Source organism: Brachyspira pulli (genome assembly GCF_036997785.1).
GTDB classification, from domain to species: Bacteria; Spirochaetota; Brachyspiria; order Brachyspirales; family Brachyspiraceae; genus Brachyspira; species Brachyspira pulli.
Genome location: NZ_JAWLQI010000001.1, coordinates 43490 through 60322, shown reverse-complemented (window position 1 = coordinate 60322; position 16833 = coordinate 43490). Strand labels below are relative to the sequence as shown.

Here is a 16833-nt window from a genome sequence, read left to right as displayed (position 1 = left end):
CTATATAGCCCTTGCCATTTTTTCATTACGTATTCTATATACTTCGCCAAGTATTCTTGAAACAACATGAAATAGTTTTTCTGGTATATATTGTCCTATTTCAACATTAAAATATAATTCACGGGCTAAAGGTTTATTTTCTACTATTTGAACATCATTCTCTTTAGCTATCTCTTTTATTCTTAAAGCAATATGGTCTGCCCCTTTTGCTGTTACTATTGGAGCATAATCTCCATTTTCATATTTCAAAGCAACTGCAAAGTGAGTAGGGTTTGTAATTACCACATCTGCCTCTGGAACCGCCTTAAGCATTGTTCTATTGACAATTTTTCTAGCCATATCTTGTAACTGGCTTTTTACCAATGGATCTCCTTCCATCTCTTTGAATTCTTCTTTCATTTCATGTTTTGTCATTTTCAAACTATTAATGTACTGCTTTTTTTGAAAGAAATAGTCAAAAGCAGATACTATTATCATAAATACTATTACCTTAGCCAACATCTCTAAAACGATAAAGAAAAATAAATGCATAGCTTGAGGTAATTCCATATTAACCATATTAAATAATTGATCATGTTTGCCGTATATAGCTGAAAAAGTAAGAAAAGATATAACTACCATCTTGAATAAGATTTTGGCTAAGTTCATCAAGTTTTGGGAAGAAATAAACACCCTTTCTTTGAAGTTAGACCAAGTAGGAGCTATTCTTTTAAAATTTGGTTTTAACTTTTTAGTTGTAAATAAGAATTTAGTCTGTGCTAAATTGATACCTACGCCAACAACTAAAGCAACCAACAAAACTATTCCGGCAGTTTTAGCTATTAAAACAACTATTTCTAAAAACATATCAGGCAAAGATAAAATATTCATACTAGCATCAGCATTGGAAATTTTATTCAATATTCCAACAAAAAATTGAGATACTGTATTAATCAAATATGTTGTAAGTAAAGCTATTACAGCTATTGTAACAGCCAAAACAAGAGTTTGGTTTATCTCTGTAGAGTTTACAACACGTCCTTCTTCTTCTCTTGCCTTTCTTTTCTTTCTCTCAGTTGGAAGTTCTGTTCTTCCTTCATCTTCTGGAGAAGCAAACAATGTTAATACAAAGCCTTTTCCTGTAAGGCGTAAATATTTTCTATAAAGTCTAGCTTTAAATATAATTAACATTTCTAATAAGGAAGCTATAATATTTTTCATACAGTGCCTCCTGATAAGAAAGTTATTATATTATTTACATCTGATATAGTGTATTCTAATATCTTCATAAAATTAGAAACAAGTGCTGGTATCAATATATAATAAGCTACTATACCAACTCCAATTTGCATTGGGAAACCTAACATCAAAATATTCATTTGAGGCGCTGCTTTTGACAACAAACCTAAACTTAATGATAATAAGAATAAAGTAAGTATTATAGGCAAAGCTAATGAAAGAGATATAGAAAATAAAGAACTCATATAATATATCATTCTGTCTATAACTCCATTAAACGATGAAGTGAATACTGCTTTTGAAGCATCACTCAATACTGGCATAGCTTTAAAACTATAAAACAAAGTTCTAACTACCCAGCTAGGCCCATCAATAGCTATAAATATGAGTATAACTATTAAAGACTGAAGCTGTCCCAATACTGGAACTGTAACTTGAGATATAGGGTCTACAGTTTCAGATATACCAAATCCCATTTGTATTTCAAAAAAGTTAGCCATAACTTGATAAGCAGCAAATATAATAGACATTAAAAATCCTATCAAAATACCAATAAGAGCCTCATTAACAAGCGTTAAAAAGTACTCTACAAAAGTAGGTGCTGCCTGAACATTTATATTAGCAACTAATGGAAATATAGTTGCTGTAGCTACAAAAGCAAGTCCCATTTTTATACTATTAGGAATAACATTAGATGAAAACAATGGTGCTACCATAAGTATAGCTATAAATCTTACCATAATGAGTAGGTAAATCTGGAAAAAATTTACAAAATTATCCATTTATTATTCCTAAATCAATACACCCTTATCTTGCTATGCTTGGAAGTATACTAAACAATCTAACTGTAAAAGCACTTGTATAATTTAACATCCAAGAAGCTAACATATATATAACTGCCAACATTGCTATCATTTTAGGTACAAAAGTTAATGTTTGTTCCTGAATACTTGTAGTAGCTTGAAGTATAGAAATAATCAAACCAACAACTATAGAAACCCCTAAAACTGGTGCCGAAAGCAACATAAAAACCCATAAAGTTTCCTGCACCAAAACAATAATCGAAGTATCGCTCATAACATTTCCCTTAAACTATATTAACTATATAAAGCAGCTCTAAAAATCCATTATTATATTATCATTACATTATTGAAAACTTTGTACTATTTGAAGTATCAAAAGTTTCCAACCATCAACCGCAACAAATAAAATTATTTTAAGCGGCAATGATATCATAATAGGCGGCAGCATTATCATACCCATTGCCATAAGTATTGAAGCAACCACCAAGTCTATAACAATAAATGGTATAAACAGATATATTCCCATTTTAAATGCTATAGTAAGTTCATTTATAATGAATGCCGGTATAACCACTATAGTAGGAATTCTATTCAAATCCTCTACTGTTTGAATTTCTCTAAGTCTTATATCAGTATTACTTATACTTAAAAACAAATCCAAACTTTTCATACCATTTTCACCTCTTAAAGAGTTGAACATAAACATTCTTATAGGCTGTATACCTCTACTATATAATTCATTGACACCTATGCTGCCATTCAAATATGGCTGAAGTGCCTCATTATTAACTTGCGAGAGAGTCGGCATCATTATGAAGAAGGTCAAGAACAAAGACAACCCCATTATTAATGCCCTTGGAGGGGTTTCCTGTAAAGATAATGCCCTTTGAACAAAACTTAATACTATAGAAACTCTTATAAAACTTGTTGTCATTATTATAATAGAAGGAGACAACGACAATATTGTTAAAAGAAATAATATCTGAAGTCCTAAACTTACTTGCTGAGGAGTTTGAGCTTGAGTAACATTTAACCCTATTGTAGGTATTGGTATTTGGGTATTATCTTGAGCGTAAGCTACAACTGGCATAAGTAAACATAATACCAAAAACACCATAAGAAACTTTCGCATTTGAGAACTCCAACTTTATAAATTTTTTTCCTAATCTTTTTTCTTCCAAAAAACGATAATGTTTTACAACTTGCTTAAAGTTAACATATTATTCTAAAATAGTCAAGTATTATGTTAACTAATTTACACTCAATTAATAAAATTTAAATTTTATAATAAAACCCAAATCACATTTACAGCAACAATACACTATATAAAAATTTTATTTATAGTATATTTTTCAAACAAAAAGCCCCATAATATAACAATTATAATAAACTCCATTTATATAGAAGAACTTCTTTATTTCTCCTTCTACTTCAAAACCTTCTTTTTTATACAATTTTAAAGCTCTTTCATTATCAGTCCTTACAGTTAATTCTATTTTTTCTATAGAATTTGCTCTGCAATAGTTAATAGCATGTTCAAGTAATTTTGTACCTATGCCATTAGACCAATAATCTTTTAAAACTGTTATACCTAAATCAACCCTATGTTTTACTCTCTTCTTATTTAAGCCTTTTATACTGCATATACCGACGATTTTTTTGTCAATTTCATACAAAAACATCTTTTCTAGCCTTAAATGCTGTATATTTTGTAAAAATTCCTCCTCTTTCTTTACATCTAAAAGCCTTTCATCAGAACCAGACATTAAAAAATCTGTTTCATCTGACATTTTTTTAATGTAATCTATAACGTTTTTAGCATCTTCTATATGTGCTTCTCTTATATTATTACTCATAGATAACACCTACAAAATATATTATCGGATTTTATTATGTAAACTGTAATATGATAACTTATTTTTCCTTTTTTGCAATTTATTTTTCATAGTTTTTATATTTTTTTATTATACATTTTACACTATAATTGTTATATTAGTTATATATAGTTAATAAATGCTGAAAAGGATATTAATATAATAATGAAAAAAGTAATATTTATTATATTTATAGTATGTTCTGCTACCCTATTTTCTAAGCAGAATTTAATTAATAAGATAGATATTACTGAAAGAATTTTGGACGGAAAAATATATACATTAAATAATTTTGGCAAAAATACAATCAACATAATGTTTAATAGGAATAAAATAACCGGAAAATCTACTATTAATACTTATGAAGCTATTTTCGATATAGAAGATACTAAAATAAAAATTTCAGATATAGAAGCTACAAAGATGAAAGGTCCAAATAATTTAATGAAAGATGAAAATGAATATTTTGAGCTTCTTGCTAATGCCGAAGATATAAATATAAAAGGTGATATATTAACAATAAAAACTAAAGATAATAAAGAATTAATATTTAAAGAACAAGCTGAATTATCACCAAATTATTTAAAAGGTAAGGAGTTTATATTAAAAAATGCATTTAATGATTTAAATATAACTATTGGTTTTACCAAAAATTATATATATGGTTATAATGATATAGACAAATATTTTTCATCTTATACAATAACAGATGATAAAATATTTATAAAAGATATTAAATATGTGGAGAGTACTGAGAAAGAAACTAATGAGAAGTATATAGAATTATTTTCTAATATACATAAAATTTCATTAGAAAATGACAAACTTATTTTAATAACAAAAGATAAAGAAAAATTAATTTATAAGATGAAGTTTTAATGTTTATTTTTATTTGATATAGCAATTATTCATTATTATCAGACTCCTAACACTATTATTGATGGGCTTGTGATTTTCCTTAATCATAAGCCCATTGTTATATTATGTAAGATTTCTACAAAAAGAAAAATATATATTTTAATTTTTTATTAAAAGGAAAAAAACATGAAAAAAACACTATTATTATTACTATTATTATCAACTACAATATTTTTACTGTCATGCTCTCAAAAAGAATCAAAGCAAAGCAATATTTTTGAAAGCATAAATGGCAAAGAATATTATTTAACAAGCAATCCAAAAATAACAATTGGATTTGAAAACAGCAATGTTTATGGAAGTGCTAGTGTCAACAGATACTTTACATCATTTTCTGTAAGCAATAATCAAATAATTATAGGAACAAATATAGGAGCTACTTTAATGGCTGGAAATGAAGAAGATATGAAAAATGAACAGGATTTTTTAAGCGATTTAGGAAAAGTTAATTCTGTATCAGTGAATAATGATCAATTAACTTTAAAAACATCAGAAAATAAAGAATTAGTATTCAAACAAAGAGCATTAACAATTGAAGATCTATATCAAAGAGAATTTGTACTTGAAAATAAATACCCTGAAATGAATATTACTATTGCTTTCGATACAAATAAAATATACGGATATTCCGGAGTTAATAGATATTTTGCTGGATATACTTTAACAAATGAAAATAATATAGTAATAGGTGCTTTAGGTTCTACTATGATGGCTGGACCTGAAGAAAATATGAAAGCTGAACAAGAATTCTCAAAATTAATTTCTGAAGCTTCTAATGTATCTTTATCTGCTACTAATTTAGAAATAACAACAAAATCCGGAGAAAAATTAATATTCAAAGATAATTCTATCTCTGAAAATAAATTATTAGGAAAAACATTCATATTACATAATTTATATCAATATCCTAATATAAAAATCACTATGTCTTTCTATGGTGAAAATAATCAAGTAAATGGTTTTGCTGGTGTTAATAATTACAGAACTTCTTACAGCAATATCAATGGAAATGAAATTAAGTTTAATATGCTTGCTACTACAAAAATGGCTGGCCCTGAAGAAAATATGAAAGCTGAAGCAGCATTCTCATCATATATAGAAAATGCTCAATATATGTACTTAAAAGGTAAAGAATTATATATAATAACTAAAGATTCTACAATATTAAAATTCATAGAAGATTATTTTGATGCAAAAACTTTGGCTGGAAAACAATTCAAATTATCAAATATGTTTGAAGGTACAGAAATAACTTTATCTATAAATAATAATTCATTTGTGGGAAAATCCGGAGTTAATAACTATAACATACCATTTGAAATAAAAGATGGTAAAATAACAATGAGTAAAACTGGAATATCTACATTAATGGCTGGTCCTGAAGCAGATATGCAGGCTGAAGATGAATATTTAGATCTTCTCAATAAAGCAGCTTATATATCATATAACGATAATACTTTATGCATAAAAACATCTGATGATAAAATATTATTATTTAATATGATAAATTAATTTTACAGTTTTTATTTAATTATGTTATATATAGTATAGCTACAAACGTCATTTGTTGCACTCTTAAGATATATATACAAACCCATTACTTTTTCACTCTATGAAGTCTCGATTTCATAGAGTGTTTTTATATATATTATAGAAAAAACATGTTGATTAATTGAATAATTATTTGTATAATAGAAGATAAAAAATATATATTTAGGATTAGTAAATTGAAACTTTTAAAAAAAATCTGGGCTAATTATAATAAAATAAATATAGAGCAATTTCAAAAATTTTATATAGTACTAATATCAATAATGTTTTTAGCAACAACGGTAGTACTTTCAATTTTAGTTTCGGATATAGTAATTCAGCCGGATGTTCAGGCTGTTGAATTATACAAACCTACTATACCTACAAAAATTTATGATATCAAAGGTGAAGTAATATCAGAATTTTTCACTGAACAAAGAGCATTAGTTGAATATAAAGATTTGCCTCCTCAATTAATACAAGCCATAATATCTATGGAAGATAATAATTTTATGAAACACTTTGGAATAGATATTTTTGGTATATTCAGAGGTACTATAGGTAATATATTAACAGGAAGGAGAGCAAGAGGAGCTAGTACACTAACTCAGCAGGTAGCCAGAAATATAGTATTGAAATCAACTGAAAGAACTATAATGAGAAAATTAAAAGAGATATGGGTTACTTTCCAAATAGAAAAAAGACTTACAAAAGAAGAAATAGTAACTTTATATTTCAACCAAATATATTTCGGACACTCAGTTTATGGCGTACAAGCGGCAAGCAGATTTTATTTTAATAAAGATGTTCAAAATTTGGATTTAGCAGAATGTGCAATGCTAGCTACATTACCTCCTGCACCAAATGCTTACTCCCCTATCAATAATCCTAATATATCAATAGCAAGACATAAAGTTGTATTAAGCAGAATGGCTGATTTAAAATTCATCACAAGAGATGAAGCTGATAAAGCACATAAAGAATTCTGGGAAACATATACTGGAAAAATAGGAAGAAGAGGTTCTACTGCTTATAGTGCTTCTATAGACAGAGCACCTTATGTTACAGAATACGTAAGAAGACAATTAGTTAATAGATATGGTGAAAAAGCATTAAAAGAAGACGGATTAAAAATATATACTACAATAGATATAGAAAAACAAGAAGCCGCTCAAAAATTATTAACAGAAGCACTTACAGAATACAATAATAAATACGAAGGCGGCTCTATGGATATAGTCAATATATACAATAGAGAAACTATAGATAAAGTAAAAATGCTTTCTATTTTATTTAATTTACCAGAAAACAGTGCTTACAATAAATTCAATATTGCTGTAAGAGATACTTTAAATAAATACACAACTTTACCATTAGCATTAATGTCAGATATATTCGGAATGGAAGAAGTAAATGATATAACAATGGAAGTAATGAAAGCTGATGAGGCAGAACTTTCAAGACAAATAGAAGGTGCATTAGTATCAATAGATCCTAGAAATGGATATATTGTTTCTATGGTTGGCGGTTCTGGATTTACTGCAAGAAACCAATTTAACAGAGCAACTCAGGCAAGAAGACAAGCAGGAAGTGCATTCAAACCATTTGTATATGCTGCTTCTATGGATGTAAGTAATTATAGCCCATCAACTATTGTAAGCGATGCTCCTATTGGTTTTGTACCGGAAGAAGGTGAAGACGGTGAAGTTTGGATACCTAAAAACTATTCTGGAAATTTCAAAGGCGATGTAAGTTTAAGATATGCATTAGCTGCTTCATTAAATATAGCTACTGTAAATGTTCTTAATTATGTTGGTATTACAAATGCCATAAGATATGTAGAACCTATATTCAAAGCTGAACCGGATTCTGACAAATCAAAAAGAATGTTCAACCCTGATTTAACATTAGGTCTTGGAACAGGATTATTCACTCCATTAGAACTTACAACTGGTTTTGCAGAATTTGCTAATGAAGGAAAAGAAGTTAATCCTATACTTATAAGATATGTTACAGACAGATACGGAATAGTAATGGATAACTTTGAACAAAACTTAAAGAAAAAAGTAACATTAAGAGGCGGTCCTAAACAAGTTATAAGTAAAGAAGCTGCTTATTTAATAAGTGATATATTATTAGGAGTATTAAGAGGCGGTACTGCTACAAGTGCTATGTACGAAGCAGGATTTACTAGAAAAGGTGCCGGAAAAACTGGTACTTCAAATGACTGGAAAGATGCTTGGTTTGTTGGATATACTCCTGAACTTGCAACTGGTATATGGATAGGATTCGACTCATTTAAATATTCTCTTGGAAACAACCAGGTTGGAGGTAGAGTTGCTGCTCCTATTTGGGGTAAATATATGGTTGCTGCTTTGAAAGATGTTAAACCTACTTGGTATGACAGACCAGAAAATGTAGTAAGTATGCAGGTTTGTGCTATAAGCGGTAAACTTCCGGGCCCATCTTGTTATTCATTCCAAACTGATTTATTTATTAAAGATAAGATACCTACAGAAACTTGTAATGTATGTTCTCATTATTTGGAAGATTCAAATGAGCTTGATAGTATAATAGACTCATTCCTTAATTATTAATTAGGAAATTATAGATGGATAAAAAAGGTATTGTTGATATAAACTCTAATGTGCTAAGATATAAAAATATATTAGCCATTCCGTCTATACATTCAAGAGTATATTTTTCTCTTGCCGTTAGAGAAGCTTTTGAAAAGTTTAAACCAGATATTGTAGCAATAGAACACCCCGCAAATTTTGCTGATTCATTGCGTGAAGCTGTAAGCAGACTTCCTTTTGTAAGTTTAATAATAAGAGAAATAAATGATGAAGCTGTTTATATTCCTATAGATCCATGCGATTCTATAATAGAGGCTGTAAGACTTGCTATTGATGAAGAAATACCTTTTTTCCCTATTGATAAAGATATTACTTCAATCAATTCAAATTCTCATTATCTTATGCCTGATGATCATGTAATGAAAAGTATCGGACTTGAAAAATTCTATAATGAAATAAAAGAAAATTATGTTTTTTATAAAGATGATACTGATGAAGAAAGAGAAATATTTATGTCTAAGTATCTTCATGAATTATCTAAAAAATATAATAAAATACTTTTAGTTATAGGAATGTCGCATTGGGAAAATATGGTTTCTATTCTAAAAAAATTAGATGATGAAAAATTAAAAAAAGAAATAAAAGATTTCAACTCCGATGAAGAAGATGAATACGGAGAACCTAAAATATATAATGTACATAAAGAATCTTTAAATAAAATGCTTGGAGAATTTCCATTTACTACTTATATGTATGAATTATACAGAAATGGAGAATTAGAAAATTTTGACAAGATACATATAATAGAAACAATTTTCAAAGAAGCAAAGATGAGATATAAACTTCCAATATCATTACTTCAGCAGAAAAACATGATGAAGTATTTAAGGAATTTATGTTTAATAGATAATTATATAATACCTGATTATATAGATATGCTCACAGCAGCAAAATGCATGATAAATAATGATTATGCATTAGAAGTAATGGAAGGTTTAGAATACTATCCTCATTATACTGAAGAAGATGAAAACTACCCTACTATAAAATTAAACAGAGATCCTAGCACAAATGGTATGGAAGGATTATTAAAAGATAAAAAAATCAAACTCCATAAATATGATAATGTATGGAGAACATCTTTCAAAAAAGTTCATGTTACAACACGTCCTAGTGAAAAGTATGAGGGAGAATGGGAAGATGTTTGGAATAAAAGAACTAATTTACTATCCCATATACCTGAAGATATACTAATGGAAAAGCATATGAATATATTAAGAGATAAAATAAGAAATATGCTTACAGAAGACAAAGCGAAAATAGAACCTTTTACCGTTAGTATAAAAGACGGAATTGACATGCGTGAAACTATAAGAAATTACTATAAAAATGAAATATATGTCAAAGAGATTCCAAAAATAAAAGGAAATATAGGACATATGGTTGTAATATTCGATGATGAGCATGATGAAGATTATGATTGGAATATAGTATGGTATAGTGAAGCTCATGATGACAGCGATTTAATATTATACTCTACAGAACCGGGAAATATTCTTGTAGGTCCCGGAATATCTAAATGTTATTTTGGAGGTTATGCTTCTTTAATGCCTCCTCAAGCTCCACATGATGTATGGAGAATATATCCTAAACTAAAAAAAGAAGGCATAGTAAGAAATTATGCTGATTTACTTCTTTATACAGCAATAATATATTCAGTTGATAAATATTTAGGTTATGTTGCTCCTACTCCGCCATCAAGCATATTAAAAGAATTTGCTAAACAGCATTCTGTTGAAATAGTTTATGTACCTCTCACAACATTTTCAAGCGAAACTCTAAGGAAGTTAAGACATTTCCATGTATTAGGCAACAAAAGACTAAGAAAGATAGCAGACGATTATATTATTTAAAACTATTAAATAAAATTTATAGAAAATCGAAGTTGACAAAATCATATTATACTATAGAATAATAGTATGTTTGATTTATTATTTTATATTATAATATAATGTTGTAAATTCTATTTATTATAATATATACTAAATATTTAGAGGTTATATTATGAAAAAGAAAGTTTACTTTATACTTCTTCTATTAATTTTGATAATAATATTGATAATGTCCTGTAAAAAAGTAAATCTCTTAGGGCCGAACAATATACCTCCTCCAACAAAATTTCCAATAATAGACGATAATAAACCAGAAATACCAGACTACCCAAACCCAACCCCAGTTCCAACACCTCCTGAAAAAACCGAAGAAAAGCCTATAGAAGTGAAACCCGAAGCAGTGGCAAACGGTACAGTATTCGGCGGATACGGAAGAAGATTTAAATTCAAAAATGACTGGTATGTTTTAGCTACAAATGAATATGAATATAATTATGAAACAAAAACTCTTAACCCAAGAGGAAAAGGAGCTATATTAAAAATAGAAAACGACGGAAGAACAATAACAAAAATATATAGTATTAATTCAGGAGATTTAGAAAAAGCAGAGTATTGGAAGAATTTAAATTCAAAGAAACTCGTTATTACTGATACAGAAGTAAACATACCTATAAAAGCAGAGTCTCAAGGCTGGGCAACAAATTGGATATATATAATTCCTAATGATGTACCTAATAATATTTGTGATTATAGTTATATGGGAAATTGGGAAAGAATGAGTTATGATAGATTTGGTTATGTAGAAAAACTTATAATTCATTACAGTAACAGAAGTTCATCAGATTTATTAAATTGGAATAAAACTTCTTCATCAAATGTATTTGATTTTCCAAAACCTAATTTTAATAATCCTAACTTTCAAGGAAGATTTGGAAATGCTATTAGAAATCATATAATTTATTTTAAGGGTAAAATATTTGTATTTAGAAATAATTTTAGTATTTATGATGAACATCTTGGATATTATATAGATCCTAGTGAGGAAGATTTTATTTTGGGTAAAAGAGAATATTATACAATAGAATTTGGAAAGGATATGTCTGATGCTAAAAATTGGGTTACAAATCGTATAAACAATGAATTATATTATGATTTTTCTACAATGTACTATGATGAAAATAAATTGTATGTATTCCCTCGTGAATATAGAAAATATATATATAGTGAAGAATTGCAATTATGGACTAATACTTCAGGTTCTTCTTATAGAACTGTGCAATACGTATACATAACAGAAGACGGTATAAATTGGAAAAAAGAACCTTTTTATGATTTTGATGATATTATTGATAAATATAATCCAATATTAATGGGAATATCAGTTGGTATATCAGAGGCAGGATCATTTCTTCAAACTAATGAAATGCTCGGTTTTGAAATGCAGGACGGTACGCCTTTCGAGCCTTCCTACACTGAGTTAAACGGCAAGTATTACAGAACCTTTAACAGCACTTATCCTATTCCTCCTATAAAAGAGATTATGGAAACTGTTGACAGATTTGAAACAAATTTCACCGTTACAGAGGAGCACATTAAAAAGTCTGGTTATTATCAATTACAAGTATCTTCAGTTTCTCCAGACAAAGCACAGGAATCCGACTGGGTTAATGTTGTGCCTAATAATCAAACGACTTCCTCTATAGGTTGGGAAAGCGGCGGGGCTGATTTATTTACTTTTAATAATAAAATAGTGCGTTTAGTTGATTATGACAGACAATTTAAATTAAACACTCAATATGAAACAGCATTGAATCTTTCCGAGAAATATTATAATTTGCTTTTAAACTCTCCTATGTCAGAGTTCAAAAAGTATGATTATTATTTCTTATATTATAAAGCTATGGCGGATATGTTAAAGATCATTAAAGACAAGGGCAGCGATTATTTCCGACCTGATGAGGCTGTTACTCATTACACTTTTGAATTGTATTAAAAAATAAATTAAGGGGCTTGAAATATAGCCCTTTAATATACATATTAATACACAATACAAATTTATAGTATTATTTTTATACATAATATAATTTTTCATATATAAAATTTATACAATAATTATATTTACAATATTACCAAAAATAACTATACATAAAATAAATGTATAAAAACAAAACATTTCAAACTAATTATTTGGCACATTTCTTGCATATATAATAGTATACAGCAATTAAATGCTGAAACAAAAATTATTTAATTAAAAATTAAATAATTAATTTATAAAGGAGTTAGGCGGTTTTAAACCGTTAATTAATTAGAATATGGATTATAATAAATATACAATAAAAGCCCAAGAGGCAGTAAATGAAGCTGCTAATATAGCTAATGGTGAAGACCATAACGAAATAAAAAGCGAACATTTACTTTTAGCATTATTAAAACAAGAGGACGGACTTATTCAGCCTTTAGTAGAAAGAATAGGTGTTCCTATAAATACATTAATAGATAAAACTCAAAGATTAGTTGATGAAAACGTAAAGGTTACAGGTGAAAATGTACAGTTACATCTATCTACTAATGCCGGTAAAGTTTTAGCAAAAGCAGAAAAAGAAGCTAATGCTTTGAAAGACCAATATGTATCTACAGAGCATATATTCTTAGCACTTGTTGAAGCTGATAACAAAGCAGGCGACATGCTTAGAAAAAGCGGAATAAGTAAAAAAGAAGTTTTAAGTGCATTAAAAGATTTAAGAAAAGGACAAAGTGTTAACAGCCAAGACCCAGAAGCTAAAATGCAGGCACTTGATAAATATTGCCGTGATTTGACTTCATTAGCAGAGGCAGAAAAAATTGATCCTGTTATAGGACGTGATGAAGAGATAAGACGTGTTATGCAGGTATTATCAAGAAGAACAAAAAACAACCCTGTACTTATAGGTGAGCCTGGTGTTGGTAAGACTGCAATTGTTGAAGGACTTGCTAGAAGAATAGTTTCTCAAGACGTACCGGACGGACTTAAAAACAAAAGATTATTAGCTTTAGATTTAGGTGCTTTGGTTGCCGGTGCTAAATTTAGAGGAGAGTTTGAAGAAAGATTAAAAGCTGTTATTACAGAGATAGAAAAATCTGAAGGTAACATAATATTATTTATAGATGAGCTTCATACTCTTGTAGGTGCTGGTGCTACTGAAGGTGCAATGGACGCTTCTAACCTATTAAAACCTGCATTAGCTAGAGGTGAATTGAGAGCAATAGGGGCAACTACTTTAGATGAATACAGAAAATATATTGAAAAAGATAAAGCACTTGAAAGAAGATTCCAACAAGTGTATTGTAAAGAACCTACTGTTGAAGATACTATTTCAATATTAAGAGGTTTGAAAGATAAATACGAAGTTCATCATGGTGTTAGAATAAAAGACGATGCATTAGTTGCTGCTGCTGTTTTATCTAATAGGTATATAACTAATAGATTTTTACCTGATAAAGCTATTGACTTAGTAGATGAAGCTGCAAGCCAATTAAAAATAGAGATAGACAGCCAGCCTACTGAACTTGATAAAATTGAAAGAAAAATTTTACAGCTTAATATAGAAAAACAAGCTCTTTCAAAAGAAAATGATGCTGCTTCTAAAGAAAGATTAGAAAAACTTGAAAAAGAATTATCTGAACTTTCTGAAGAACGCAATGCTATGAAACTTCAATGGGATAATGAAAAAGGAAGAATTGAAGAAACTAGAAAATTAAAAGAAGAACTTGAAGCTTTAAATATAAAAGAAACTCAATATACAAGAGAAGGTAATTTAGCAAAAGCTGCTGAAATAAAATATGGTAAGATACCAGAATTACAGAAAAAATTAGAAGAAGCTACTAAATCTATGGAAGAGGCTAAAAACTCTGATAAGAAAAGACTTTTAAGAGAAGAAATTTCTGAAGATGACATAGCTAGAGTAATATCTGTATGGACTGGAATACCTGTAAGTAAAATGCTTGCTAGTGAAAAACAAAAATACTTACAGCTTGAAGAAGTATTACACAAGAGAGTTGTAGGACAAGATGAAGCTATAACTTCAGTTGCTGATGCTATTAGAAGAAACAGAGCAGGACTTTCTGATGAAAATAAACCTCTTGGAAGTTTCTTATTTATAGGGCCTACTGGAGTTGGTAAAACAGAACTTGCTAAAACACTTGCTGATTTCTTATTTAGTGATGAGCATGCTTTAACAAGAATTGATATGAGTGAGTATATGGAGAAATTCTCTGTTACTAGACTTATAGGAGCTCCTCCAGGATATGTAGGTTATGATGAAGGAGGACAATTAACAGAAGCAGTTAGAAGAAGACCTTATTCTGTTATATTATTTGATGAGATAGAAAAAGCTCACCCTGATGTATTTAATGTTTTACTTCAGGTATTAGATGACGGAAGACTTACTGACGGACAAGGAAGAATAGTAGATTTCAAAAATGCTATTATCATAATGACAAGTAATTTAGGTTCTGATCTTATTCTTGAAGCTAATGATACTAATGATATCAAAGAAAAGATTCAAGAACTATTAAAGATGTCATTTAGACCAGAGTTCTTAAACAGAATAGATGAGATAATAACATTTACTAGACTTGACAAAAAATACATTGCTGAGATAGTAAGAAATCAAATAGCAAGAGTTGCTAACAGACTTAAAGACAGAAGAATAACTTTAGATGTAAGCAATGAAGTAATAGACTATATTGCTGATATTGGTTATGATCCTCAGTTCGGAGCAAGACCATTAAAAAGAGCTATACAAACTTATATAGAAAATCCTTTAGCTAAAGAAATGCTATCAGGCAAATATTTAGAAGGAGATACTATAAGAGTTGTTAAATCAGAAAATGGTTTGGTTTTTGAAAAATAATATTTTAATTTAATTTCATAAAATAAAAGGCTTACTAATATACATTTATTAGTAAGCCTTAAATATAATTATAATCTATCAATACATTTCCTATATTGATTTATATAATCTATCATAGAATTTATTTCATCTTTATTACTTTTTATATATTTTATTACTTTCTTATCAATTATATGTTTCAAAAAAATATCTACTATATTAATATTAGTTATAGCAATATCATTAAGTTCTTTAATACCCAAATATTTTTTTACTGAATAAGTAGAATATGATCTCAAATTAGATCTAATACTATCTCTATTTTTTCTTATTGGAATATACCAAACTAATTTATCAAAAAATTTATCACATGCCTTTGAAGAAATAAAACTATAGATCGTTTTTTTATCTCTAATAGCATTAATTGGATACTTTTTATCTTTAATTTCTAATTCATATTCAGGTATTGTATAAAAATGGTATAGTTTTGAAAGTATAGAAAAAATACTTTGATCATGCCTATGTTCAGAAAACATTTCAAAATTTTGAATTTTAGATGGAGTATTATCAACTAAAGAAAAATCGTCATAATAAACTTGAAGCCATTTTTTCACAAATTCAATATTAACATCATTTCTTAGTAAAAAAAATGATGTTGCTGCTATTTGATGACTATCTGTAATATCAGAATTATTTAATACATTAAAATAATTAAATAAATCTGATTTAGTCCATACTTTTTCAACATTACCTAACTCAAAACATAAATTTAAATTTTCTATAACAATATCCAAATACTCATAAAATCTATCAATACCTTCTTTATTTAAATGACATCCCATATCTATATAAAATAAAATATCATCATCATTCATTGACTCTAAAGTTTTAAGTACAATAAAAGGCTTCCAACACCAATATCCAAATCCTCTACTAGGAACTAATTTAGAACGTAATAATCTCTCAAATTTTTCATCATAAGGTAAATTATATTCATTATAAATAAAAATTTCATCAAATATATTAAAACTTTCTGCTTGTTTTTTAAATCGTAAAGCTGATGGATATAAATCCAAATTTCCAAATGAACATAAATAAATTTTTCTATCTTTATACATACACAACCTTTAAAAGCATAAAACAATTTA

General features: G+C 28.2%; 12 protein-coding genes. 6 read left to right on the top strand and 6 right to left on the bottom strand.

Features of this window, described 5'->3' with window-relative positions:
- The 5 genes from flhB to R4K56_RS00200 form a co-directional block, all read right to left on the bottom strand.
- Positions 1-1200 (bottom strand): flagellar biosynthesis protein FlhB, encoded by a 1200-nt coding sequence (gene flhB, locus R4K56_RS00220; protein ID WP_335759780.1) that lies wholly within the window; start codon positions 1198-1200, stop codon positions 1-3.
- Positions 1197-2000 (bottom strand): flagellar biosynthetic protein FliR, encoded by an 804-nt coding sequence (fliR, locus tag R4K56_RS00215; protein ID WP_335771655.1) that lies wholly within the window; start codon positions 1998-2000, stop codon positions 1197-1199. The genes flhB and fliR overlap by 4 nt, the downstream gene beginning before the upstream one ends.
- 25 nt (positions 2001-2025) lie before the next feature.
- Entirely contained in the window at positions 2026-2295 is a 270-nt protein-coding gene (gene fliQ, locus R4K56_RS00210) for a flagellar biosynthesis protein FliQ (RefSeq protein ID WP_096736234.1), read from the bottom strand.
- 69 nt (positions 2296-2364) lie between these two features.
- Positions 2365-3153, bottom strand: a complete 789-nt coding sequence (gene fliP, locus R4K56_RS00205) for a flagellar type III secretion system pore protein FliP (RefSeq protein WP_297298138.1) — start codon at positions 3151-3153, stop codon at positions 2365-2367.
- Between the two features lie 220 nt (positions 3154-3373).
- On the bottom strand, positions 3374-3877 hold the full coding sequence (locus tag R4K56_RS00200; protein WP_335757477.1) for a GNAT family N-acetyltransferase: 504 nt from the start codon (positions 3875-3877) through the stop codon (positions 3374-3376).
- Positions 3878-4060: 183 nt separating this feature from the next.
- Here R4K56_RS00200 and R4K56_RS00195 point away from each other — a divergent pair, with 183 nt between their 5' ends.
- The 6 genes from R4K56_RS00195 (at position 4061) to clpB (ending at position 15706) form a co-directional block, all read left to right on the top strand.
- Complete coding sequence (locus R4K56_RS00195) at positions 4061-4774, top strand: META domain-containing protein (protein WP_335757476.1); 714 nt, start codon at positions 4061-4063, stop codon at positions 4772-4774.
- A gap of 165 nt (positions 4775-4939) precedes the next feature.
- Positions 4940-6325 (top strand): META domain-containing protein, encoded by a 1386-nt coding sequence (locus R4K56_RS00190; protein ID WP_335757475.1) that lies wholly within the window; start codon positions 4940-4942, stop codon positions 6323-6325.
- 215 nt (positions 6326-6540) lie between these two features.
- Positions 6541-8940: a penicillin-binding protein 1A gene (locus tag R4K56_RS00185; RefSeq protein ID WP_335759784.1), complete on the top strand. Its 2400-nt coding sequence runs from the start codon at positions 6541-6543 to the stop codon at positions 8938-8940.
- Positions 8941-8954: 14 nt separating this feature from the next.
- Positions 8955-10832 carry a conjugal transfer protein TraB gene (locus R4K56_RS00180; protein ID WP_335771654.1) on the top strand — a complete coding sequence of 626 codons (1878 nt, stop codon included), beginning with the start codon at positions 8955-8957 and terminating at the stop codon, positions 10830-10832.
- A 151-nt stretch (positions 10833-10983) separates the two neighbouring features.
- Positions 10984-12804 carry a hypothetical protein gene (locus R4K56_RS00175; protein WP_335771653.1) on the top strand — a complete coding sequence of 607 codons (1821 nt, stop codon included), beginning with the start codon at positions 10984-10986 and terminating at the stop codon, positions 12802-12804.
- A 322-nt stretch (positions 12805-13126) separates the two neighbouring features.
- On the top strand, positions 13127-15706 hold the full coding sequence (gene clpB / locus R4K56_RS00170; RefSeq protein ID WP_335757472.1) for an ATP-dependent chaperone ClpB: 2580 nt from the start codon (positions 13127-13129) through the stop codon (positions 15704-15706).
- Positions 15707-15774: 68 nt separating this feature from the next.
- Here clpB and R4K56_RS00165 read toward each other — a convergent pair whose 3' ends face one another.
- Positions 15775-16803, bottom strand: a complete 1029-nt coding sequence (locus tag R4K56_RS00165) for a hypothetical protein (protein WP_335771652.1) — start codon at positions 16801-16803, stop codon at positions 15775-15777.
- Positions 16804-16833: the final 30 nt, after the last annotated feature.

What these genes read in the sequence shown, in the direction of transcription:
- fliP (WP_297298138.1), bottom strand. Translation starts at nt 3,153, where the DNA reads ATGCGAAAGTTTCTTATGGTGTTTTTGGTATTATGTTTACTTATGCCA.
- fliQ (WP_096736234.1), bottom strand. Translation starts at nt 2,295, where the DNA reads ATGAGCGATACTTCGATTATTGTTTTGGTGCAGGAAACTTTATGGGTT.
- flhB (WP_335759780.1), bottom strand. Translation starts at nt 1,200, where the DNA reads ATGAAAAATATTATAGCTTCCTTATTAGAAATGTTAATTATATTTAAA.
- R4K56_RS00190 (WP_335757475.1), top strand. Translation starts at nt 4,940, where the DNA reads ATGAAAAAAACACTATTATTATTACTATTATTATCAACTACAATATTT.
- R4K56_RS00195 (WP_335757476.1), top strand. Translation starts at nt 4,061, where the DNA reads ATGAAAAAAGTAATATTTATTATATTTATAGTATGTTCTGCTACCCTA.
- clpB (WP_335757472.1), top strand. Translation starts at nt 13,127, where the DNA reads ATGGATTATAATAAATATACAATAAAAGCCCAAGAGGCAGTAAATGAA.
- R4K56_RS00165 (WP_335771652.1), bottom strand. Translation starts at nt 16,803, where the DNA reads ATGTATAAAGATAGAAAAATTTATTTATGTTCATTTGGAAATTTGGAT.
- fliR (WP_335771655.1), bottom strand. Translation starts at nt 2,000, where the DNA reads ATGGATAATTTTGTAAATTTTTTCCAGATTTACCTACTCATTATGGTA.
- R4K56_RS00175 (WP_335771653.1), top strand. Translation starts at nt 10,984, where the DNA reads ATGAAAAAGAAAGTTTACTTTATACTTCTTCTATTAATTTTGATAATA.
- R4K56_RS00180 (WP_335771654.1), top strand. Translation starts at nt 8,955, where the DNA reads ATGGATAAAAAAGGTATTGTTGATATAAACTCTAATGTGCTAAGATAT.
- R4K56_RS00200 (WP_335757477.1), bottom strand. Translation starts at nt 3,877, where the DNA reads ATGAGTAATAATATAAGAGAAGCACATATAGAAGATGCTAAAAACGTT.